Here is a 23,180-nt window from a genome sequence, read left to right on the forward strand (position 1 = left end):
CTGGATTTATCTCTTCAAGAGGATAAACCCCTGCTGCTTCCATGGCTATACCGGCAAGATTTTCTCTAAGCTCCTGTGCCGCTAAAAATCTTCTAAATCTAGATAACAGTTTTCTTCAGCATCACCGTAGACTCTGCAGCCTGGATCATAATCAACATACGACATATAGCTATTAGCACCTCTCTCTTTTTTATCTGTCTACGTTCTATTATACGGCAACTCTAAATATAGCGGTAGGGTTAATATAACAACACTATCAATCTAACAACTTATAGGGCTTTTACATTTAAAAATCCCGACATATCGCCGAGAAAATAAATATAATTAAGGATTATTCCAATCGTAGGAATTTGGTGAGGTGCGCCTCCCCATAACTACGACTGTCCACCACAACAGTTTTGTCTTGAATTGGCACCTCACCTATTCCTGGATGTGATAATATCATAGTTCCACCAGGTTTGAGTAGCCCCATTAGTCGCGAAACTGTGGAAAACTGCGGATTGTGATACGGCGGATCGGCAAAAATAATATCAAACTCCCCTGTTACATCCGCAGTTTCCATCCAATTTGATATTGTTGTTTTTATTACAATAGATTTTTCGTCGGCACCCAAACTGGTTATGTTTTTAGCAATGACGCGCTGCGCGACCCGGTCTCGTTCCACAAAAACCACCGACTCAGCGCCACGGCTGAGCGCCTCCAAACCAATGGCGCCAGAACCGGCAAAAGCATCCAACACCCGCGCGCCGCGGACTGTTTCGCCCAGCGAATTAAACATCGCTGAACGGACTCGTTCACCCATGGGATGTGTCGTTGAGCCTGGCGGCGTTTGGATAAATCGTCCACCAAATTCGCCAGCGATGATGCGTACTCTCACCGTTTGGCCTCAAGTTTCCAAACCGACGCTAGCCAGCCCAACATGACGGCTTTGATGATAATTGGCATCAGTTCATGATTGGTCTGCCACGCCAAGTCTGTCGTCCAGCCGTTTTTACCAAAATTGTCATACATTTTTAGGTCGGCCACAGCGTGAACTTGCTCTAGATAATATTCTCGATAGCCTTGCTGCTTGACCTGCAAAATCTCAGCTTCACTAGGCACGGCGTCCTTGAAGCGCGGATAGGCCACTACGCTCGCCACGCCCGCTTCAAACGCTACGTGCATAGTCATCATGCCTTTAGCGCCCCAAAACTTCCAATTGTTTTTGATGAGCTCAATCCCCGTGTCGCCCTTCATGACGTTTTTCTTGAGGATGGATGTTCGCGTCTCCAGGCCTTCGCCACCGCGCAACTCTTGCATGGCGTGCTCCAGCGGAAAATGATGCGCCGGCGTCAGACCATCGGTGATGGCGTGCGCCATCCATGCCGCTTCAAACGCCGCTCGTTCAGAATTATGTTTTTGCAGCGCTTTCGCTAGATTATCAATATGCTGGTCAATCATTTCCAAAAGTGCCGTGTCATTCGGATCGTCTGGATTGATGAAATGCCACGGCTCGTCAACGGCTGGACTTTTGCGCTTGACGCCGTCAGGGCCGTTTTTGCCTTCAAAATGCAGAATGTCTTTGATATCAGGAAACTCACACCAATCAGGCAGCATTGGCGTCAGATGTCGCCTGGCCACTCGATCTATCTTTTGATGAACACCGATAAATCGGCCAGAGCCATCTCTAATTGTTGTTCCTGCATACATATTAATTCAAAATGGTTAATCGCTGATAGCGACTGACGGCACGCGCCAGATGGTTATATTGTAGCAAATCCTGCCCCTCTTTGACAAAGCGCTCGGCCTCCGTTTGCGCACGGGCAATCAGCGGTGTGTCGCTCAGCGAGGCAATTTTCAGGTTCAGCACGCCATGTTGCGCTCGGCCGTAGATTTCGCCAGGACCGCGCAGTTTCAAGTCAACTTCCGCCAAGTAAAAGCCATCTTGGGATTTCTCAATTTCCTTGAGGCGTTGGGATGGTTTATCGTGACCCGACAGCATCAGATGACAAAAGCTCTGATGCTGGCCGCGCCCAACCCGACCGCGCAGCTGATGGAGCTGGCTGAGTCCAAAGTTGTCAGCATTTTCAATGAGCATGACCGTGGCGTTTGGCACATTAACACCGACCTCCACCACCGTAGTACTCACCAACATGTCAATGTCGCCGTCCGCAAACTGCTGCATGACCGCCGCTTTTTCCTCTGGCGGCAGTTTACCGTGTAATAATCCGACGCGGCGATGACGAAACATCGTTTTTGCTAATTTGTGGTATTCCGCCTCGACCGATTTTTTGTCATTGTCAGGATTATCATCAATCAATGGGCAAATGACGTAAGCTTGGCGGCCTTGAGCTAGCTCGTGATCAATCGCTTCGTAGAGTTTCGGCGCTGAAGCTGGCGACCAAATTTTCGTTTCAATCGGCTGACGGCCAGCTGGCAACTCGTCCAAAATCGATATATCCAGTTCACCGTACAACGTCAGCGCCAAGCTCCGCGGGATCGGCGTAGCAGTCATGCTGAGGAGATGCGGCATGTAGTCCGCTTTTTGTAGCAACGCCTGCCGCTGCTTGACGCCAAATCGATGCTGCTCGTCAATCACCACAAAACCGAGCTTATGGTACGCCACTTTTTCCTGAATCAGCGCGTGCGTACCAACCACCACGTCAATGTCACCATTTGCTAAATTGTCCAGCAGTTGCCGCCGCGGAGTACCCTTGACGTGCCCTGTCAGCAGCGCCACCGACACGCCAAACGGCGATAACAGCTCATCGAGCGTTTTGGCGTGCTGAGTCGCCAAAATCTCCGTCGGCGCCATGATGGCCGTCTGAAAACCAGCCTGTGCCACTTCCGCCGCCACCAACCCAGCGACCACCGTTTTGCCCGAGCCAACGTCACCCTGCAGTAAGCGATTCATCGGATGTTCGGACTCCAGATCTTGCAAAATCTGCCAGGCGGCGCGGCGCTGCGCATTGGTCAAGGGAAACGGCAGCTGCTCGACAAATTGCTTGACGACCGGCTGATTGAACGGGATGCGCCAGCCGGTCAATTTGGTTTGTTCTTGCTTATTCAGCTGCGCCGCCAAAATCATTTCAAACAATTCTTCAAACGCCAAGCGCTCACGTCCGCGGGCAATTTCCTCATGATTGTTTGGTGTGTGAAGGAACCTGATGGCTTCAGCGCGGCTGACTAGTTTTTGTCGCTGGACAATGTGTTCTGGTAGCGTCTCGGGCAAAAAATCCATGATGGGGCGTAGGTTTTTCAACAAATCCTGCACGGTTTTCGGGCGAAGGTTTTTGATGGATTTGTAGACCGGATGAATGCCCGATGTGCGTTGGGCGTCGGATGTATCGGTTTGCTTGGCCAGCTCGACAGATGGATTACTAATTTGATAGCTGTTATATTGCATGCCGAACTGGCCGGAGAACATAAACTCGGCGTCCGACTTTAGCTGGGATTCGCGGTATGGTTGATTGAACCAAACGGCCGTGACCTTGCCAGAATCATCCGCCAGTACCGCCGTGGTAATCCTCAGGCCTCGGCGCACAATCCGCGTGGAAATCGACTCGCAGTGCGCCCGCACCGTCACTTTACCCGGCTGAAGATCGGCGATGCTGACCGCCGCCGAATAATCATCATACGCCCTCGGCAAAAAATCCAAGGCGTCCGCCACCGTCTCCAGACCCGCCGCCGCCAGCGCTTGGGCGGTTTTGGGGCCGACGCCTTTGATGTGTTCCAGTGGGGTTGTCAGTTTCATCTACGAAACAGCGTTGATGCCTTCCAGCGCGTAGGCAGTATCTTCCCAGCCTCTAACCTCAATTGAATCAACTCCCATTTGTTTGACCGGAAAATCATTGCCGCCCTCTTGTAATTTATCGCCAAAGAATAACGCATCTTCCTTTGACCAGCCGTTCAACTCAAGCAGCTTACCAATACCATAGGCCTTATCAATTCCTGGCAGCGTAATATCAGTGCTGGTCGTACCGCCAATCCTCACCTCAAGACCAGGCAATTTCTCTGCCACTTTATCGCGATACACCGGGCGAATATCTTTATACTTTTCCGCCCAGGCATACTTATCTTCTGGCGACGCCTGCTGACCCAGCGCCGACATGGTAATCTGGCTGTGGCGATCCTCAATAATTTCACCCGCAGGATTATCACACCAAATACCCATCTCCCTGGCAACTTCTTCCAGCGCCGTAGTTATTTGAGTTTTTTGCTCATCAGATAAATCGTTCGCATATTGAATCTTCCATTCATTATCGGCAGCATCAAATCGATAATACCTAGTGCCGCAAGTCGGCATTGCATGAAATCTTTGGAGCAATTCAGGCTGAACATTAAGCCGATCAATCACCTGCTTTTTAATCTGCTGGAATGTGCCGCCGGTAATGACGCACACATCGTATTTTTCAAGCAACCGGCTAAGAATGCCAGCCATGCGATCACTGATTGGCGACTTGGTAATAGCTAGCGTGTCGTCCAGATCAAACCCGATAATTTTTTTCACTCTTCTCCCTCCATAATTAACACAAATGTATTTTTACCTTTTTTCAGTAGCGACGTAGTGTTGACAGCTTGGTCTTCGGTTATTTTTTCGCCGTTGAGGCTGATAGCGCCAGATTTTAGCAGGCGTTTTGCTTCGCCATTGGAACTGACCGCACCAGAAATCACCAACGCTTCAATCACACCAACGCCGACATCCACGCGCGGAATTTCCTTGGCCAAAGCGTCCAAATCATCATCTGACAATTGGCGAAAATCACCGCCGCCAAACAATACTTCCGTCACCCGCTCCACTGATTCGCGCCGATTAACGCCGTGGACGATGTCGGTGACTTCGCGCGCCAAGACTTTTTGCGCTGAGCGCGCACCTGGATTGACGGCGTGATTTTCAGCGATGGCTTCAATGGTATCGCGATCAAGCATGGTGAAAATCTTCATGTATTCGATGGCGCTTTCGTCATCAACGTTCAGCCAGAATTGATAGAACTTGTACACGCTGGTTTTGGCTTCATCCAGCCACACGGCGCCGCCTTCGGATTTGCCAAATTTGCGGCCAGTTGACTTGTTGATGAGCAGTGGCGCGGTCATGGCGTAGACTTCGGCATTTTCTTTTTTGCGAATCAATTCCACGCCCGAGAGTAAATTGCCCCATTGATCAGAACCGCCGATTTGCAAATTGACACTGTGATGTTTGAATAAGTGCCAGAAATCGTAGCCCTGCAACAAGGTGTAGGTAAATTCAGCAAAACTCAGCCCTTTGCCATTGTCGATGCGTGCCTTGAAAAATTCACGACCGATCAAGTCTGCCATGTTGAAATTCTTGCCAATGTCGCGGAGAAACGGTAACAATTCCAAATTGCCCAGCCAATCCGCATTATCCACCAGGGTAAAATCGCGTCCAGCAAATATTTGCGACACCTGTGTCTTCAAAGCTCGTTTGTTGTGCTCAATTTCCGCATACGACAGAAGACTCCGCTCCTCGGTGTCGCGCATATCGCCAATCATACCAGTGCCGCCACCAACCAGCAGGAATACTTTGTGACCGCGCTCCAAAAAATGCCGCACCATCATGTAGACCGCCAAGTGCCCTACATGCAGACTATCCGCCGACGGATCTGTCCCCAAATAGAGCGTAAAATTCTCCGAATCGATAAGCCTGTCGTCCGTAAATGTGGTCTGATTCCAGAACCCGCGCCATTGTAGTTCTTCTGATAGTTTCATAGCACTCCTTTTCTTTATATTAGTATAGCAATTTTATAATTGAAGCGAAACATATGCGTGATATAATAGGACTGTGAAGAGGAAAACTACGATTAACACCGCCGGACACGGCTCAAGTAATAAGAAGTCTCCGTCAAAACGGATGAATTTATATGCTAATTTGGCGCAAAAACATCGAACAAAAAAGGACAAAGACGCACGTGAGCGGGCGGAATATTTGGCAACTTTACCAAAACACCCCGTCAAGCGATTCTTCTACCGCCTACACCCAAAACGCCTAGCTAAATATTGGTTTTCTAAACGTGGCGGACTGATGGCCTTGAAGATTCTTGGCGTTGGCACCCTATTGGTGCTACTACTTATCGGTGGTATGTTTGCTTATTTCCGTAAAGATCTTGATAAAATCCGCCCCGGCGAACTGGCTAAACGTGTCCAAACTACCGTTACCAAATATTACGACCGTAATGATAATTTGCTCTGGGAAGATAAAGGGACAGGAAACTATCAATTGGTCGTCGAAGCCGATCAGATTAGCGACTACTTAAAAAAGGCCACCGTCGCAATTGAGGACCGCGATTTCTATAAGCATCACGGCATCAGCATTAGCGGTATAATGCGAGCAATGCTTTCAACCGCTTCACGACGCCAAGTCCAAGGTGGCTCGACTCTGACACAGCAGCTTGTCAAGCAAGTCTTCTTCGCTGACGAAGCTGGCGACCGTTCAATTAGCGGCGTTCCTCGTAAGATTAAGGAAATCATTCTAGCAATTGAAGTTGAACGCATGTATAGCAAAGATCAAATCTTATCTCTGTATCTAAACGAATCTCCATACGGCGGTCGACGTAACGGTGCGGAGTCAGCTTCACAAACATACTTCGGTAAGCACGCCAAAGATTTGACACTGGCAGAGGCAGCGCTGATTGCCAGTATCCCACAAAATCCAACCTACTATAACCCATATAATACCGCTGGGCATAAAGCGCTAATTGCCCGCCAACACACAACTTTGGATTATATGGCCGAACAAGGTGTCATTTCTAAAGATGAAGCCGAAAAAGCTAAAAAAGTTGATATTCTAAGCACTATCAAACCTCAGACAGAACAACTAGAAAACATTAAGGCGCCTCACTTCCTACTAATGGTTCGCAACCAGCTTAGTAAAGAGCTTGGCGAATCGGTCGTTGGACGTGGCGGACTAACAATTAAAACTACGCTAGATTGGCGTATTCAGGAAAAACTAGAGACAGAAATGAAGTCCTTCTTTGCTACTGGGCGACCAGATTCTGTCAGAATTAGTAACGGTGCGGCAACCGTTGAAGATGTACAAACTGGACAAATCGTCGCATTAGTTGGTAGTCGCGACTTTAATCATGCCGGCTACGGGCAAGATAATGCAGCCACATCTTATATTCAGCCAGGTTCAACCATTAAGTCTCTCGTTTTTGCTCAGCTATTCGAGAAGCATGACAACAAACAGGGCTATGGCAGCGGCACAGTACTAAGCGACGACAACATCGACAGTCTTTACGGCGCAAAACTACGCAACTGGGACGGAAAATTTATGGGCGCTATAAACATCCGCAAAGCCCTCTCCTTCTCGCGAAATATTCCAGCGGTCAAGGCAGCTTACATTATCGGTAACGGCTCAGCCAAACCGGTCGTTGAAGGAATTCGCAAGATGGGAAATCATAATTACTGTCGCCAAGAGGAAAATGCAGGCGGCTACGGACTTGGTGCATCAATTGGTGCCTGCGGTACCAAACAAACAGAGCTGGTCAATGCTTACGGTACTCTGGCACGTATGGGCGTCCAGAAAAATAGTTCAAGCGTTATTGAAGTAAAAAATAGCCAAGGCGAGACATTGAAGAAATGGAAGGACGACGGCAAGCAAGTCCTCGACTCGCAGTCAGCTTATATCGTAAATGACATCTTGTCCGACAGGACCACCGGACTTCACGGCTGGATGGGCGTGAACGGCGTCCGAACTTCAGCCAAAACTGGTACGTCTGACAAAGGTTCTCAGCCAAAAGATTTATGGATTGTTAACTATAGTCCAGCTCTTGTCATGGGAATCTGGCTCGGTAACTCTGATACTAGCGTCATCGGCACATCATCATCAAACTTTGGCATGCCGGTGGTTAGAAATGTCATGTCATTTGCTCACACCCAAGTTTACGCTAAAGAAGGCAAGTGGAAATCTGGGCAATGGTACGAGCGTCCAAACGGCATCCAGAATGTTAATGGCGAACTTTACCCATCATGGTGGGACAAGAAACAAGGCCAATCTACAGAGAAAATCACATTCGACAAGGTCTCTAAGAAGAAAGCTACCAGCTGTACTCCAGATGGCGCTAAAGAAGAAATTGAGGTAACTAAGGTTATCGATCCGCTAACAAAGAAAGAGTCTCTCAGTGTGCCTTCAGGATATGATGCCAATGCAGAGGACGACGTCCACAAGTGTGACGATGCTAAGCCTCAAATTGGAGCAGTGTCTGTCACTGGCAGCGGCAAAAACTATACCATAAACGTTGACGTCTCAGCGGGAACTTGGGGGCTGGCCGCAATAGAAATTAGCGTTGACGGCAAGAGTGTTAAGAGCGCAGAAATCAGCTCCGGCGGTAAACAGTCTGCGACAGTAGAGATTGAGACAGCAGGAACGCACACCGTTTCTGTGACGGTTCGGGATTCAGCATACTACACCGCAACTTCAAGCAGCAGCTTCAAGTCAAAAGACAGCTAGACGCTTACTGCTTATTAACTAAATTAATCAGCTCAGCCTCGTGCTGGGCTGATGTTTTTGAACGACCATTTGTGCGCTTTTTAGGTACACTGGACTTTTGCTTTGCAGGTTTCTTTGGTTCGACAGTAAGCTTAGCAAACATCATTTTGCCAGCATCAGTCTGTAAGCTTCGGATAATCTCAATCTTCTTCGTCTGACCAATGTATCGCTTAGCGTTCTCAACCACCACCATCGTGCCATCCTTAAGATAGCCGACCGCCTGATGAGTATCTTGACCCTTTTGTGACAACTCCAAATCCAATTCATCACCAGGTAGGTAGCTCATCCTCAGACTCTTTGCCAGCTCATTGATATTAAGTACCTTAACTCCGTCAACTTGCGCCACCTTATTTAGGTTATAATCAAGCGTTAGCACTGCCGCATCCATTTCCTTGGCTAATTTCAGCAGTCGAGAATCAACACCCTCTGGTACACGCTCATTATCGTCATACAGCTCAAATGACGATTTCAGTATATCTTTAAGCTCTTTCACAACATCCATACCAAACCGCGCCCTTTCCCGTTTATCGTGGTCTGCGCCATCGGCCAATAATTGCAACTCAGACAACACACTCCTCGGAACAATCACCTTACCGAGCAAGAATCCTGTCTTTGCCAACTCAATTACTCGCCCGTCCATCAATACTGACGTATCCACCAACATTGAAGTCTCGCCGGCATGAGAATTGCGCCGCGGTTTTGCCAAAAAATAAATCTCAGCAGCTAGTCCAAGCAACATTATAATTATTATTAAACTGTAAAAATCTTTCATTTTTTCCTCTTTCTTACTGTAAATAGTCAATCAACGCCTGTCGCATATCACTGACGCCTTTTATAAATTTATCTTTATGAACTTTTGGAGCAATCGCGTAAGTGAAACCTAACTTCTTTGCTTCCTTGATTCGAGCCTGCCAATTGATCGCTGAGCGAACTTCGCCGCCCAAACCAATTTCGCCAAACACCACAGCCCCCTCATCTAAACTCCGACCAGCGCTAGCGCTAGCAATTGCCATGGCTACTGCCAAATCCGCCGCTGGATCGTTCAATTTTAATCCACCGACTACATTGACATAAATATCCTTATCTGCCAATTTCAATTTTGTACGCTTCTCCAAGACCGCCACCAGCAAATTCAGCCGATTCAAATCAAAGCCGCTTGCCGTGCGCTTAGGATATCCAAAATTTGTCGGATTCACCAGCGCTTGGATTTCAACTAACAGCGGCCTTGCACCCTCCATAGTCGCCAGCACAATTGAGCCATCCAAATTCCGCCGCTCCGCTAAAAGCTCTGCCGACGGATTCTTAACAATTCTTAGACCCTGATCGTCCATCTCGAAAATTGCAGCCTCGTTAGTCGAACCATAGCGATTTTTCTGCGCCCTAACAACTCGAAAACCACCATAACGATCCCCTTCAAAATTCAGCACAACATCCACCAGATGCTCTAATATCTTTGGCCCAGCAATCGAACCTTCCTTAGTAACATGCCCTACCAAAATCACTGCCGTACCCGAAGATTTGGCGGCACGAATGATGACATTGGAAGAGTTGGTAATTTGGCTAACCGAACCTGGCGCTGAAGAAATTTCACTCAAGGAAATAGTCTGCACCGAATCAACAATCACCAAATCATATCCGCCCTGCTGAATTGACGCAGCAATATCCTCGGCACTATTACTAGACGCTAGCTGTAACTTTTCCGAATCAGCCGCACCCAAACGTTCTGCTCGTAATTTGACCTGTGAAATCGACTCCTCGCCACTAACATATAAAACAGATTTTGAGCCAGCAATATACGCTGCAACCTGCGCTAGCAGAGTACTTTTTCCAATTCCCGGCTGACCCGCCACCAAAACCACGCCACCAGCCAAAAAGCCACCGCCTAAAACCACATCCAGGTCATCAATTCCCGTGCTTAATCTTTCTAGGCTAGATTCAGCCACGGCTTCACGAACGCTAGCAGTTTTTAAAGCTTTGCCGCGACCAGCCGATTTATCGACAGCAGACGAACCTCCTGAAGAAATAACCTGCTCAACCAACGAATTCCACTCCCCACAATTTTCACACTTACCTGCCCATTTTGAAAAACTAGCACCACACTGCTGACAGATAAATTGACTTCGAGATTTTGCCATTACTTCGCCCCCTCCACGCTATCCAAGCTCTTATTTAACTCGTCAATTTTCACACCCAATTCCCTAAGCCTAAGGACACCAGAATTATAAGAATTAATCTCAGAATTTAGGTTATTACGCCTACTATTCAACTCAGAAAGCTCCGCCTGTAAAGCACGGCGCTGCCTTGAAAAGTCATCTTGCGAGGAAAAATCACCGCTATTTGCTCGTCTGTTAAATCCAGCCACACGCCGATTATAATCAGCTATGTCGGCTGAATATTGCGACAAGTCTTGATCTATTTTTTGCTTACGCGACTGTAATGACTTACTTAGCTCCTGTGCCTCATTTTCTCGTGACTCAAACTTTTCTCGGTACTGAGAGTGCAGCCGCAAAACTTCCGACCGGTCAGTGAAATACCGACGATAATACTCCTCCAATTCCTCGCCCAAATTCGCAAACTCCGTCCCTAAAATTGAATGAAGCTCATTTGCGCGTGTGCCCGGCTGGGCTCGGTCATAATACTTCATCCTCTCAGCCAGCTTGTCGGTCTTTACGTTATCATAAGCGTGCTCAAGCAGCGTCGACAAGCGCTTCCTCTCAGAAGAGCTCAGCCTTTTCCATGCCGCGTGTAGCATCTCATGTGCCGCCGTCACCTCTTTTACGCCGTCTAATTCTGCATTAGTCACGTCATAGATGTAGATTTCACCAGCAGCCTGATTATAGCATCCTAAAATAGCGTTTCCCTGCTCTACACGCCGACAATCTTTGTTAAACTCACCAGCCGACTGTATCTGCGGTTTAGAAACATAAAACATTTTCTTGCCAAAATCTGACATCTTGACACGATTGGCGATTTCAGCAACCTGACTACTTGGCTGATATTGCCACAAGGTAATTTCATCGATAATTGACTGTCGATTCAGCACCAATAAAGCCATTCCAAACACAAACGTAATTGAAATAAAAAATCCAATTAACTTACGCATGCTTGACATCAATCATCACCTTATTTTTATCAATTTTAGCCTGCAGAATATCGCCAGGCTTTGCTTTATTTGACAACAGAACATCACTGAGCGGATCCGCCAGCTCCGACTGAATAGTACGCCTGAGAACTCGCACGCCGCGCTGCTCATCAAAACCCCGGTCAATCAGCCAACGCTTGGTGGATGGAGTAATATCAAGCGTCATTTCGTGCCGCTCAACTGCCTTGATTAGGTCAATTGTAAGATTGTCAAAAATCTTTCGCACCACCGACCTAGCCAGCGGCTTAAACGTAATCACCCCGTCAAACCTACCGATTAGTTCTGGCCTCAAGAAACTCTCCAACTCGCGTAAAGCTGCCCGTGAATTGCGATTATGCCGATCCGTATGGGAAGTTTTTTTCTGCCCAGACGAGGCAAAGCCCAACTCTGAATCCTGGACCATCTGCTCGGCGCCAACGTTACTGGTCAAAATGATAATCGCCTGTCGGAAACTAATCGTCCGACCATGAGAATCACTCAATTTGCCATCTTCTAAAATCTGCAATAGCAAGTTCAATACGTCAGGATGCGCCTTTTCAATCTCATCAAACAAAACCACGCTATATGGCTGACGCCGCACCTTGTCAGTCAATTTGCCGCCATCATCATAACCGACATAGCCAGCTGGCGCACCAATCAGCCGACTAGCTGTGTGCCGCTCTGAAAACTCACTCATGTCAATCTTAATCAAATTATCATCACCGCCAAAAACCTCCCGCGCCAATACTCGTGCCAGCTCAGTCTTTCCCACGCCAGTCGGCCCGAGGAAAATAAATGACCCTAACGGCCCACTTTGGCGACTCAGGCCAGCTTTATTGCGCCGAATTGCCCGGGCTAATTGCTCAATTGCTTCATCTTGACCAAGCACACTTCGACTCAAGCGCTTCTCTAATTGGATTAAATCCCTCATTTGAGTCAGCGATAATCTATCAATCGGAATATTCGTCATCGCTGAAACTGCACTTCGTAAATATTCCTCGGTTAACATAGGTTTGCTATCGACTTCGTTTCTCAGTTTATCAGACTGCAATTCCAGCTGTCGCATTTGCACCTTAAATTCCGCGGCTTGTTGATAATTTTCAGCCTCAACAGCAGCATCAATCCTACCAGCTAGTCGTTTGATTTGACGTGATAATTTATCCTTGCGAGACAATTTTCTTGGCGAATTTGATTTCAATAGACTAGACGCCTCGTCAATCACATCAATCGCTTTATCCGGCAAAAACCGCTCCGTCACATATCGTTGACTTAAATCGACAGCTTCAATAAGCATTTCGTCAGGAATCTGGACTTGATGATGTTTTGCAAGATTATCTCTCAAGCCTCGCATCATCTCCACCGCCTCTTCTGGAGATGGCTCTGCCACTGTTACTGCCTGGAAACGCCGACTCAAAGCAGCATCTTTCTCAACATGCTTGCGATATTCATCAAACGTCGTCGCGCCAATTAGCCGCACTTCGCCGCGCGCCAATGCTGGCTTTAATACGTTAGCTGCGTCCATCGAACCTTCCGCCGATCCAGCGCCCACCAGCAAGTGCAACTCGTCGATGAACAAAATGACTTCCTGATGCTTCTTAGCAACTGCCAAAACTTTTTGTAGTCGCTCCTCGAATTGACCGCGATATTTTGTCCCGGCAATCATCGCCGTCAAGTCCAGTTGAAAAAGCCGCTTGCCTTTCAAAAACTCCGGCACTTTATTATCGGCAATTTTTTGCGCCAAGCCTTCAACTACCGCAGTTTTACCGACACCCGGCTCGCCGATTAGCGCCGGATTATTCTTACTGCGGCGCCCCAGTATGGTAATCATCCGCTGAATCTCCGCCGCCCGGCCAATCACTGGATCTAAAAATCCCTCGCTGGCCCGCCGCGTCAAATCCACGCCAAATTTGTCCAGAATCTTCAAATCGGCAGATTTCTTAGTTGTTGTAGTCTGATCATTCTGCAGCGACTCAAATTGCTGTTTGTCAAACACATCTTCCAGATTTCCACGCAGCTGCTCAATATCGATATTCATATCACGCAGTAGCTTAGTTGCCCGCGCCTCACGCTGCAACAGCATACCATACACAATATGTTCCGTACCAATTCGTTCCTGCCCAAACTCAACCGCCAATTGCCATGACGTACGAATCAGCTCAGCCACTTCAGCACTTAAGCCCTTTTTTACGACCGTAACCACCAAAGGCTTAGCCGTCAGATTAAGTACCATTTCCGCCCTATCTAACGTCACGCCATTTTCCGCTAAAATCTTAGCTCCAAGCGACGAATTCTGTGCCAATACACCAAGCAAAATATGCTCCGTGCCGACATAATCGCGGCCTTCATTATGCGCCAGAAAACCCGCTCGCTCCAAACTGGCGCGAGCTGTTTCCGTTAAACGAGGTTCTAGCTCAGAAAAATCCTCTGACATATGCCCCTCCTTTCGTTTTTAATGGCCAATCGAGAGCGGCTTATTCCGCCACCTCCTCAACCACGCTCATTAAGCTATCCTCGATATTCTTGCGAGGTTTTGGCTCCGACTTAACAGCGGTTTTCGCTTCAATGTCAAGTTCATATCCTGTCAATCGACTTGCCAAGCGAACATTTTGTCCAGCTCGACCGATTGCGATTGATTGCTGGTCCTCGCTAACATAAACCGTTGCTCGCTTTTCTTCTTCATTTACAGTTACGCTGATTACCTCTGCTGGACTCATGGCATTAGCAATAAAGCCGGCCACATCTTCCTCAAATGGAATAATGTCAATCTTCTCTTGCTCGCCAATTTCATTCATCACAGCCTGAACACGAGCACCATGACCACCAACAAACGTACCAACTGGGTCAACACCTGGCAGCGCAGAAGCTACTGCCAACTTGGTGCGGCGACCAGCTTCGCGGGCAATTGCCTTAATCTCAACTGCACCAGTCTCCATCTCTGGCACTTCTTGATTGAACAGGAAGCGTACAAACTCTTCATTGCCACGGCTAAGGATTAACTGTGGGCCACGACCTTCGCGCTCAATATCCTTAATATAAACCTTAATGCGACGACCAACGCCATAATATTCGCCAGGTATTTGCTCACTCTGAGGCATAATACCGACGGCTTTACCCAACTCAATTCGTACCACACGTGGCTCGACTCGTTGAACCGTACCGATAACGACCGTACCAATTTTATCTTCAAACTCAGCCAGTACTACCTCACGCTCAGCTTCACGCAAACGCTGCAAAATAACCTGCTTAGCAGTCTGAGCCGCCACACGACCAAATGTCGTCACATTGTGAGTCTCTACCGTTACTTCACCATCAATCTCAGCCGCAGCATCCAGCTTCTTAGCGTCTTCCAGGCTAATTTGGTTGATATCATTCTCGACATCTTCGACCACAGTTTTAACCACCGAAACCACAGCTGCGCCACTATTGATATTTAAGTTAGCCCGCACCAACTGCTCGCGCGTACCGTTATCGCGACGCCAAGCTGCCGCAATCGCCTGCTCAATCACACTTAAGACTGTTTCTTCTGGTAAGTTTTTTTCCTCAGCAATCGTCCGCACTGCTAGCGTCAGTTGCTTGATATTCAAATCTTCCATTTTTTACTCTCCTTCTTTTATATAATTATATCCTTTTCCGCTTCAAACTTCCATAAACGAAAAACTCCGACCTGCCGGCCGGATTAGTACTTTCTCATTGTATTAAAAATTTTTAATTTTGTCAATTTAATTTCTTCCGCCATAAAGACAAACGTCCATTAGTGGCTGGAGCTACGCACTTAAAGCCAATTTGTTGGTAAAATCCTTCAGCAGATCGCAGAGATTCCAGTTCCATAATGCGCGCGATTGGAAATTCACCGCCCAAAGCCTCAATTGCCATTCGTCCAATTCCACGTTTACGCATCTCTTCTTTGACAAAAAGATCTTCTACTGTGATCTTATCTCCATCGAAACAGACAGTCATAAGCCCAGATGATGATTCCTTGCCCGGAACATCAATAGAAAAAACATCGCTACAATAATAGGCGCCCATGCCTGCCACATAAGACGCTAGTTCTTTCTTTGGGCAATCTCCTACAGAAGAGCATCCTAATATAAACTCAAGATAAGCCGAAACAGCACGATCTAATGCTATGTCATCATTTACAGACAACTTGGTTAAATTTACTTCAGGATTCACTCTGAAACTTTAACATAAAAAATATGTTTTGTCAATTTACTTCAGCACACTTTTCCAAAATACTCGACATTGCGCTTTTTTCTGCTTCTGTCACCCATAATCGATACCGTCGCTTTACCGCTATCTGGCGCACTACATACTGACAGCGAAATGGCTTATTGCTCGGCAGCCAAGTTGCTGTATCACCATCACCCTTGGCTTGGTTGGCTGGGCCGTCGACAGCTAATAGATTCAGCGGGTCGTTTGCCAACTTTTCCCGCTCCTCCGCTGACAATTGTTGCGCACCTTTTTGCCAAGCGTCACTCAATGCCACCACATGGTCAATCTGCACTTTAGAACTCGATTTCTCACCACGCTGAAAATGAATAATTTGTCCCGTATAAGGGTCATTAAGTATACCTGACAAAACTCGACATTTTTCATCAATCTTCTCATCAGTTAAATCCCGCGCTAAAATCACCTCGCGGACCGAACAGTCATTAATTTTACCCCAGCCATTACCAAACTGCTTACGCGTATAGCCGGTTTTTGGCGCACGCCCCTTGACTTCCAATTTTCCCAACTCCGCCTTCGCGTTTGAATCGCCAAATAATTCTCGTTGCGTTGATGTTTTGATTGTCTGAGTTTCTGGTTGAGCAATTTGTGAAGCCCAAACTCCCGCACCGGCCACCACCACTATAAATATGACTATCACTTGTCGACGCCATATTTTATTCACCCTCATGGCTGTATTATAATAAAACCATGACTAAAGTTCCACGCCTACTCGACACATTTATACCAGACCACTACACATTAACCATCGATTTGACTCGCGCCGAAGAGAACGCCTTTTCTGGCAAAGTTGTCATTTCTGGCGAATCAACTAGCGAATCAATTTCGCTACACGCCAAAGATTTAACTATTCACTCGGTGCTAATTGACGACCAACCAGCTGAATTTTCTCACGGAGAGTTTGATGAACTGCGCTTATCGCAATCAGATTTGGCCGCCGGTAAGCATACCATATCAATTGATTTTTCCGGAACTATCACCGATTCCATGCACGGATTATACCCTTGCTATTTCACACACGACGGCGTTAAAAAACAGCTGTTTGCCACCCAATTTGAATCACACCACGCCCGCGAAGTTTTTCCGTGTGTTGATGAACCAGCCGCCAAAGCGACCTATGACGTAACACTGAAAACTGCGCCGGACTTGACCGTCCTTGGTAATATGCCCATCACTGAATCATCTGAAAAGGGTGGCGCGCTGACAACCACATTTGCAACCACGCCGCGGATGAGTAGCTACCTCCTAGCCTTTGTCGTCGGCGAACTACACAAGAAAACTGCTCACACTAACTCCGGCGTCGAAGTCAATGTTTGGGCGACGTCAGCCCAAAGTGATGAGACGCTGGATTTTGCGCTGGACATTGCTACTCGCTCCATTGATTTTTATGATGAGTACTTTGGCGTGCCGTATCCACTGCCAAAGTCTGACCACGTGGCACTGCCAGATTTCTCGTCTGGTGCCATGGAAAATTGGGGACTCATCACCTACCGCGAAAGTTGTTTGCTGGCTGACCCAAAATTAACGCCAGAATCGTCCAGACGCTTCATCGCCACGGTCATCGCTCACGAGCTCAGCCATCAATGGTTTGGTAATCTGGTGACCATGCAGTGGTGGAATGACCTGTGGCTGAACGAAAGTTTCGCCAATATGATGGAATACGTGGCGGTCGACGCGCTACACCCTGAATGGCGGATGTGGGAGGAATTTGCGACGGGCGAAGTCACCGCAGCGCTGCGGCGCGACAGCCTGGACGGCGTGCAGCCAGTGCAAGCCGACGTTAATCACCCGGACGAGATTAGTACACTGTTTGACCCAGCAATTGTCTATGCTAAAGGCGGGCGGCTGCTGGTCATGGTGCGGCGGCTCATCGGCGAGGAGGCGTTTCGTGCAGGACTAAAATCATATTTTGAGAAATTTGCTTACCAAAATACCGTTGGCGATGATTTGTGGCAGGAGCTAGAAACTGCCAGCGGTCAGCCAATTATTAGTCTAATGAACACCTGGATTTCCCAGCCGGGACTGCCGATTGTACAGGTCGAGCAGGATAATTCTGGCGAGCAACCCGCCGCCACCCTCCGCCAACAGCGCTTTTTCATCGGCGATCATCAGCCATCCAACACATTATGGCCGATTCCACTTTTCGCCAATCAACCACTTGACGTAAAAATTCTGGATCAAGAAGAAATAACCATTTCCACCAAAAAACCATTGCAATTAAACTGTGGGTTAAGCGCTCATTTTGTCACTAAATATGACGAATCAACTCGTAACAATCTCCTGAAAAACATCCGTGCCTTACCGACTTTAGATAAGATTTGTATTCTACAAGACGCCACCATACTGGCTCGCGCTGGATGTGAAAGTTCAGCCTGGCTTCTTCCGTTAGCGCTATCCCTAAAAACCGAAAATAATGAAAAAGTTTTCAATATGGCAGCTCGAGCCCTAGCAGAATTACGAAAATTTGTTGACGATGACGATATTGCCCGCAATCGTCTAAAACAAATATCTGGCGATTTTGGGCGCGCCACATTCGAGGAATTAGGCTGGGATGAAAAAGTTGGCGAGTCCGACGACGACCACGAACGGCGCGTCACAGCCTTAGGCTTAATGATCTATAGTGAAAATCAAGAAATTCTACATGAGGCAAAAATCCGTTTTGACAACAATAAATTAGAAAAATTACCGACAGAAATTCGCTCTCTGATTATTAGTGCCAATGTTCGACATTTTGAGACTCCAGAAATGATAGACAATCTCTTTACGATATATAAAGATACGCCATCAAATGACCTACAGGATGACATTGCCGTAGGTCTTACCTCCACACAAAACACAGAAACCGCCAAAAAGATTCTTGAAAATCTTAAAGATGCCAACATTATTCGCCCACAAGATGCCAGCCGTTGGTTTGTCTATTTAATTCGCACTCGAGAGAATCGCCAAATTGCCTGGAATTGGCTGAAGGAAAATTGGGCGTGGGTCGAGGATAAGTTTGGTGACGATAAAAGCTACGACGATTTTATTCGCTATGCAGCCACAGCTCTACTGACAAACGACGAACTTAACGATTTCCGACAGTTCTTTGAGCCGATGGAAAATATTCCAGCCCTCGCCAGAACAATTAAGCTGGGAATTACCGAAATATCAGCACGGGTTGAGTTGATTGAGCGAGATAAAGAAGCTGTTATTTTCTCTTTGTAGATAATAGCCTATTCAGACTAACGCCAAGCGTTTTGTGTGTTCTGTCTACGTCGATTTTCTTCCATGTACTCCGCAATATCAATTAATTTTTTAGCACGAGCCCTTAAGGAGGCCGCATTAGTAGGGTACTCTGTCTTGATAATTTCCTCAATAGGACTCTGATCTCGGCTAGAGTCAGGGATACTAGAATAGGTACCGAACGGAAAGATTTCTACTGTGCGTGACGGAAAAAATCTCCGATAATCACCAAACCCAGTAAGCCTCTTGGCACCCCTAGACTGGTCAAGTTCTTTAATTTGAGCAGTTTTATCAACTTTAATTCTTACCGTAAAATCAGCATCTTTAGGACCACCTATAGGTTGACGACGAATATCATCGCCAGGAAAAACATAATTAAAGGAATATAGCGGAACTGAACTCTCTGGAATTTCCTCCTTTATCGGCCCGTCGCAGTCTTCTATAATCTTCTTTGCCATATCAGCAACAGACCCTTCTTCTAGCTTTGTTCCATCAGAGATAATGCCGAGTTTTTCTGACTCTTTTTTAGCCCAGGGCTTATAAGGATGATCTTCATCATCGACAATTACAACCATATCAGCAACTATCCGCGCAGCTAACATTGCGCGACATCGGTCAAACAAAGGACACTCCTCACAATTAGGACCGACCAGCGACACTAACTTATCTGAATGATTCGATTCACTTTTGTCAAGTTTTATATTACAAAATAAGACTCGTCGTCATAAAAGTAGTGATATAGCAAGTATGTATTGACAGCAAATAGCCTACTCCAAAGCCACACAATCTTTAACTACAGGCGGATTTCCATCAACAGAAATTGCCAGCATTTGCATATCACAGCTTTCATACTGCGGATTTTTGGCAATGAATATTCCAGCAGCAAAACGCATTTGTTGCTGTTTTTTATTTGTAATTGCCGCCAAGCCATCGCCGAAATTATCATTTTTCCGATATTTGACCTCTGTAAAATACAAAACTTTATCCTTTTTGCTGACAATATCAATCTCACAGTACCGCGTCCGCCAATTGCGAGCGATAATCTCATGACCGTCCGCCACTAGCCAGTCCGCGGCCGTCTGTTCACCTTTGTTGCCAATTTGACGCGTCGTGTCTTTTTGTTGGCTTTTAGACTCTTCCTCAGACGCATTTTGCGAATTCGACTCAACACCAGCATATTTAGCAAGCGGCGCAAAACTCAGCCGATGTAGCGGCGTCACACCCAGCCGCTTAATCGCTGCACGGTGCTTTGGCACGCCATAGCCAACGTGCGAAGAAAAATCATATCCCGGATAAATATCATCCTGCTCGGCCATAAATTTATCACGCGCAACCTTTGCGATAATCGACGCCGCCGAAACGCTCGGAATCAAACCATCAGCCTTTGCTATCATAGTCACATATTTCTCCAGCGGCGTACCTGCCAAAAAATTAACCGTCCCATCGATGATAATCTCATCAAACGTCGAGCCATTTTTCTGACATTTAGCTTGGATTTCTTTAACTGCGCGCCGAGTTGCCAATTTAAGCGCCTCGCTCATTCCTATCTCGTCCAGCTCCTTAGCAGAAACCCAGCCGAGAGCCCAAGACGACGCCTGCTCACGAATCGCCACATCCAATCCTTCACGGCGCTTTTTAGTCAATTTTTTACTATCATCAAGTCCTTCAATTTCAGCGCCACCCAAAACCACGGCACCAATCACCAACGGCCCCGCCCATGCGCCACGACCAACTTCGTCAATCCCTAGAGTCACCCGACAGTCTTCCCTTTTTTGTCATAAAATCCGCAATGAGCCAGCCAATCCACACTGCTGACGCTCCCAATGTATTTGCCAAAATATCCCAATTGGTATCATCCAGTGTAATACTAGCCAAACCAAATTTGACCATAAATAATTCCGCCAGCTCATTGATGCAGCCGAGTGCTGACACGAGAGCAAACAGCGAAAACGCCATCACTAGCCAGCGCGACCGCCAACGCATCACCAACACCAAATATATCCATAGCAATCCCGTAAACAATCCGCCGCCAACGAAATGCGTGGTAAAACTGGTGTCTCGCCCGCCAATTAACGGAGACGGCAAATACCAGGAAATGAAAAATAATACGCAAGCCAAGCATAATATCCAGCGATATTTTTTCTCAACATTAAAGCCATTTTTTCTCAAAACGTAAGGAACTATCACCGACAAAGCTATTGGTACGAAAACAGAAATGTAGTGGAATATTTCCATATTAAAATTATATCACGATAAAAAACCGCCTCTGATAAAGAGACGGTTTTAGCAATTCGTTTATATAAACTATGCGTCTTTGTGACGAGCCTCTACTTCAGCAGCCTTGGCGTCAAGTTCTGCCTGAGCGGCGTCTTTTTCAGCCTGCTTGGCAGCGGCAGCCTGTGCAGCTTCTTCTTTCAGGCGTTCAGCTTCCGCTTCAGCCTTGGCATCATGCACGTTATTGACAGCCACACGGTCAAAGCTTTTGGCAGTTAAGCGAGCTGACTTACCAGAACGCTTACGTAGGAAGCTGAGGAACTTACGGCGGACCTTAGCACGGCGAACAATTTCCACTTTCTCAATCAGTGGGCTGTGCAGCAAGAATGATTTTTCCACGCCGACACCTGACGCAATCTTACGAACGGTGATGCGTGAGGTGTGCGAGCCTTTGTTGTCAGTGCGAATAACCACACCTTCAAACATCTGGATACGCTCTTTGTTACCTTCTTTAATCTTTTGATATACACGAACGGTGTCACCGCTACGGGCGTCAACAACTGCTTGCTTTTTCTGTGCTTGATTGACTTTGTTGATTAACTCAAAACTCATAATATTTCCTATCTTTCGAACTCACTTTGACGGGCCACGCAGTTGTACCTCTGCGGCTCCACACCAAATAAGACTCGAATATTTAACTCTCGTACAATTACCTACGATAATAACACAAATACATAGAAATATCAATTGTATAAAATTGGAGTATAATATAGATATGGATTACAACAAATTAGCACTTGAATTACACGAAAAATATAAGGGTAAAATTACCACCAATTTGCGCGACCAGGAGGAGTTGGACCGAGACAAATTAAGCGCCTATTACAGCCCAGGTGTTGGCGCAGTCAGCCAAGCAATCGCCGAAAATCCAGCCGATTTGCCTAAGTACACCTGGACTAATAATTTAGTTGGCGTCATTTCTGACGGTTCAGCAATTTTAGGCTTGGGCGATTTGGGACCAAAAGCCGCCATGCCAGTCATGGAAGGCAAGGCGCTGCTGTTCAAGCATTTTGCTGATGTTGACGCTGTGCCAGTTGTGCTGGACGTTCACGACACGGAAGAAATTATCGCCACAATTAAGGCAATTGCGCCGAGCTTTGGAGCCATCAACTTGGAGGATATCGCTGCACCAAAGTGTTTTGAGATTGAAGAGCGTCTGAAGGCTGAGTTGGACATTCCTGTTTTTCACGATGACCAGCATGGCACGGCGGTCGTGGTGTTGGCGGGGCTAATCAACGCCGCGAAACTAACTGAACGAAGCCTGACAGACTGTAAAATCGTAGTCATTGGTGCTGGGGCGGCTGGCACGGCGATTATTAAATTGCTGCACCTATACGGCGTGCGGAACATCGTGGCAGTGGACAGCCGCGGCATCGTTGGCGCGTCTCGCACAGATTTGAATGCGGAAAAAACTGCGCTTTTAGAATACGTAGATGATTCGCAAGACGGCTCAATTGACGATGCAATCACTGACGCTGACGTGTTCATCGGTGTGTCGCGAGCTGGCCTGCTAACTCCTGAATTAGTTCAGAAAATGGCGAAAGATCCAATTGTCTTTGCCCTAGCAAACCCAGTCCCAGAAATCATGCCAGATGTTGCCAAAGAAGCAGGCGTAGCAATCATCGCCACTGGCCGCAGCGATTTCCCAAACCAAGTCAACAACTCCCTAGCCTTCCCTGGCATCTTCCGCGGAGCACTCGATCACGGAGTGAAAAAAATCACCGATCAGCACAAATTGGCGGCTGCTGAAGCGCTAGCTAACCTGGTCGAAAATCCAACCGTCGACAAAGTCGTTCCAACTGCATTTGATGAGGGTGTTGTTGAAGCTGTTGCGAATGTCATTAGATAAGC

Annotated in this window: 19 protein-coding genes; 3 read left to right on the forward strand and 16 right to left on the reverse strand. The window is 47.1% G+C overall.

The features are described 5' to 3' along the window. Window positions 1-331: 331 nt before the first annotated feature. From rsmD to tyrS, 5 genes are read right to left on the reverse strand one after another with little or no spacing between them, the layout of a single operon-like run. Window positions 332-877, reverse strand: coding sequence for a 16S rRNA (guanine(966)-N(2))-methyltransferase RsmD (gene rsmD, locus TM7x_RS02205; RefSeq protein WP_039327503.1), 546 nt, complete (start codon window positions 875-877; stop codon window positions 332-334). Next, the gene (locus TM7x_RS02210) at window positions 874-1,689 is read right to left on the reverse strand and encodes a phospholipase C/P1 nuclease family protein (RefSeq protein WP_039327505.1); all 816 of its coding nucleotides are present in this window, start codon (window positions 1,687-1,689) and stop codon (window positions 874-876) included. Before TM7x_RS02210 ends, rsmD begins: the two co-directional genes overlap by 4 nt. A 1-nt stretch (window position 1,690) precedes the next feature. After that, on the reverse strand, window positions 1,691-3,733 hold the full coding sequence (recG, locus tag TM7x_RS02215) for an ATP-dependent DNA helicase RecG (RefSeq protein ID WP_039327508.1): 2,043 nt from the start codon (window positions 3,731-3,733) through the stop codon (window positions 1,691-1,693). Next, on the reverse strand, window positions 3,734-4,489 hold the full coding sequence (locus TM7x_RS02220; RefSeq protein WP_039327509.1) for an HAD-IIB family hydrolase: 756 nt from the start codon (window positions 4,487-4,489) through the stop codon (window positions 3,734-3,736). Then, window positions 4,486-5,706, reverse strand: a complete 1,221-nt coding sequence (gene tyrS / locus TM7x_RS02225) for a tyrosine--tRNA ligase (RefSeq protein ID WP_039327511.1) — start codon at window positions 5,704-5,706, stop codon at window positions 4,486-4,488. Before tyrS ends, TM7x_RS02220 begins: the two co-directional genes overlap by 4 nt. A 73-nt stretch (window positions 5,707-5,779) precedes the next feature. Here tyrS and TM7x_RS02230 point away from each other — a divergent pair, with 73 nt between their 5' ends. After that, entirely contained in the window at window positions 5,780-8,446 is a 2,667-nt protein-coding gene (locus tag TM7x_RS02230) for a transglycosylase domain-containing protein (RefSeq protein ID WP_039327512.1), read from the forward strand. A gap of 4 nt (window positions 8,447-8,450) precedes the next feature. Here TM7x_RS02230 and TM7x_RS02235 read toward each other — a convergent pair whose 3' ends face one another. From TM7x_RS02235 to TM7x_RS02265, 7 genes are all read right to left on the reverse strand, one after another. Then, window positions 8,451-9,257: a PIN/TRAM domain-containing protein gene (locus TM7x_RS02235; RefSeq protein WP_138074081.1), complete on the reverse strand. Its 807-nt coding sequence runs from the start codon at window positions 9,255-9,257 to the stop codon at window positions 8,451-8,453. A gap of 13 nt (window positions 9,258-9,270) precedes the next feature. Then, window positions 9,271-10,620, reverse strand: a complete 1,350-nt coding sequence (radA, locus tag TM7x_RS02240) for a DNA repair protein RadA (RefSeq protein ID WP_039327513.1) — start codon at window positions 10,618-10,620, stop codon at window positions 9,271-9,273. Beyond that, window positions 10,620-11,597: a GumC domain-containing protein gene (locus TM7x_RS02245; RefSeq protein ID WP_039327514.1), complete on the reverse strand. Its 978-nt coding sequence runs from the start codon at window positions 11,595-11,597 to the stop codon at window positions 10,620-10,622. Before TM7x_RS02245 ends, radA begins: the two co-directional genes overlap by 1 nt. Continuing rightward, window positions 11,581-14,037: an ATP-dependent Clp protease ATP-binding subunit gene (locus TM7x_RS02250; protein ID WP_039327516.1), complete on the reverse strand. Its 2,457-nt coding sequence runs from the start codon at window positions 14,035-14,037 to the stop codon at window positions 11,581-11,583. The genes TM7x_RS02245 and TM7x_RS02250 overlap by 17 nt, the downstream gene beginning before the upstream one ends. A 40-nt stretch (window positions 14,038-14,077) precedes the next feature. Beyond that, window positions 14,078-15,199: a transcription termination factor NusA gene (nusA, locus tag TM7x_RS02255; RefSeq protein ID WP_052198831.1), complete on the reverse strand. Its 1,122-nt coding sequence runs from the start codon at window positions 15,197-15,199 to the stop codon at window positions 14,078-14,080. Between the two features lie 121 nt (window positions 15,200-15,320). Next, window positions 15,321-15,779, reverse strand: a complete 459-nt coding sequence (locus tag TM7x_RS02260; protein WP_039327517.1) for a GNAT family N-acetyltransferase — start codon at window positions 15,777-15,779, stop codon at window positions 15,321-15,323. Window positions 15,780-15,810: 31 nt separating this feature from the next. Continuing rightward, window positions 15,811-16,503, reverse strand: coding sequence for an HNH endonuclease family protein (locus TM7x_RS02265; RefSeq protein WP_052198832.1), 693 nt, complete (start codon window positions 16,501-16,503; stop codon window positions 15,811-15,813). Window positions 16,504-16,523: 20 nt separating this feature from the next. Between TM7x_RS02265 and TM7x_RS02270 the strand changes: the two genes are divergently transcribed. Next, entirely contained in the window at window positions 16,524-19,037 is a 2,514-nt protein-coding gene (locus TM7x_RS02270) for a M1 family metallopeptidase (RefSeq protein WP_039327518.1), read from the forward strand. Window positions 19,038-19,054: 17 nt separating this feature from the next. Here TM7x_RS02270 and TM7x_RS02275 read toward each other — a convergent pair whose 3' ends face one another. From TM7x_RS02275 to rplS, 4 genes are all read right to left on the reverse strand, one after another. Then, complete coding sequence (locus TM7x_RS02275) at window positions 19,055-19,657, reverse strand: hypothetical protein (protein WP_138074084.1); 603 nt, start codon at window positions 19,655-19,657, stop codon at window positions 19,055-19,057. A 165-nt stretch (window positions 19,658-19,822) separates the two neighbouring features. Then, the gene (locus tag TM7x_RS03825; RefSeq protein ID WP_052198833.1) at window positions 19,823-20,809 is read right to left on the reverse strand and encodes a ribonuclease HII; all 987 of its coding nucleotides are present in this window, start codon (window positions 20,807-20,809) and stop codon (window positions 19,823-19,825) included. Continuing rightward, the gene (locus TM7x_RS02285) at window positions 20,793-21,290 is read right to left on the reverse strand and encodes a hypothetical protein (RefSeq protein ID WP_039327522.1); all 498 of its coding nucleotides are present in this window, start codon (window positions 21,288-21,290) and stop codon (window positions 20,793-20,795) included. Before TM7x_RS02285 ends, TM7x_RS03825 begins: the two co-directional genes overlap by 17 nt. Window positions 21,291-21,359: 69 nt before the next feature. Beyond that, window positions 21,360-21,881 (reverse strand): 50S ribosomal protein L19, encoded by a 522-nt coding sequence (gene rplS, locus TM7x_RS04225; RefSeq protein ID WP_039327524.1) that lies wholly within the window; start codon window positions 21,879-21,881, stop codon window positions 21,360-21,362. Between the two features lie 163 nt (window positions 21,882-22,044). Between rplS and TM7x_RS02295 the strand changes: the two genes are divergently transcribed. Next, window positions 22,045-23,178: an NAD(P)-dependent malic enzyme gene (locus TM7x_RS02295; RefSeq protein ID WP_039327526.1), complete on the forward strand. Its 1,134-nt coding sequence runs from the start codon at window positions 22,045-22,047 to the stop codon at window positions 23,176-23,178. Window positions 23,179-23,180 lie beyond the last annotated feature (2 nt).

This window comes from Candidatus Nanosynbacter lyticus (assembly GCF_000803625.1).
Lineage (GTDB): Bacteria > Patescibacteriota > Saccharimonadia > Saccharimonadales > Saccharimonadaceae > Nanosynbacter > Nanosynbacter lyticus.

Coding starts and splice junctions, on each gene's coding strand:
- TM7x_RS02210 (WP_039327505.1), bottom strand. CDS start 1,689: ATGTATGCAGGAACAACAATTAGAGATGGCTCTGGCCGATTTATCGGT.
- recG (WP_039327508.1), bottom strand. CDS start 3,733: ATGAAACTGACAACCCCACTGGAACACATCAAAGGCGTCGGCCCCAAA.
- tyrS (WP_039327511.1), bottom strand. CDS start 5,706: ATGAAACTATCAGAAGAACTACAATGGCGCGGGTTCTGGAATCAGACC.
- TM7x_RS02235 (WP_138074081.1), bottom strand. CDS start 9,257: ATGAAAGATTTTTACAGTTTAATAATAATTATAATGTTGCTTGGACTA.
- radA (WP_039327513.1), bottom strand. CDS start 10,620: ATGGCAAAATCTCGAAGTCAATTTATCTGTCAGCAGTGTGGTGCTAGT.
- TM7x_RS02245 (WP_039327514.1), bottom strand. CDS start 11,597: ATGTCAAGCATGCGTAAGTTAATTGGATTTTTTATTTCAATTACGTTT.
- TM7x_RS02250 (WP_039327516.1), bottom strand. CDS start 14,037: ATGTCAGAGGATTTTTCTGAGCTAGAACCTCGTTTAACGGAAACAGCT.
- nusA (WP_052198831.1), bottom strand. CDS start 15,199: ATGGAAGATTTGAATATCAAGCAACTGACGCTAGCAGTGCGGACGATT.
- TM7x_RS02265 (WP_052198832.1), bottom strand. CDS start 16,503: ATGAGGGTGAATAAAATATGGCGTCGACAAGTGATAGTCATATTTATA.
- TM7x_RS02270 (WP_039327518.1), top strand. CDS start 16,524: ATGACTAAAGTTCCACGCCTACTCGACACATTTATACCAGACCACTAC.
- TM7x_RS02275 (WP_138074084.1), bottom strand. CDS start 19,657: ATGTTAGCTGCGCGGATAGTTGCTGATATGGTTGTAATTGTCGATGAT.
- TM7x_RS02285 (WP_039327522.1), bottom strand. CDS start 21,290: ATGGAAATATTCCACTACATTTCTGTTTTCGTACCAATAGCTTTGTCG.
- rplS (WP_039327524.1), bottom strand. CDS start 21,881: ATGAGTTTTGAGTTAATCAACAAAGTCAATCAAGCACAGAAAAAGCAA.
- TM7x_RS02295 (WP_039327526.1), top strand. CDS start 22,045: ATGGATTACAACAAATTAGCACTTGAATTACACGAAAAATATAAGGGT.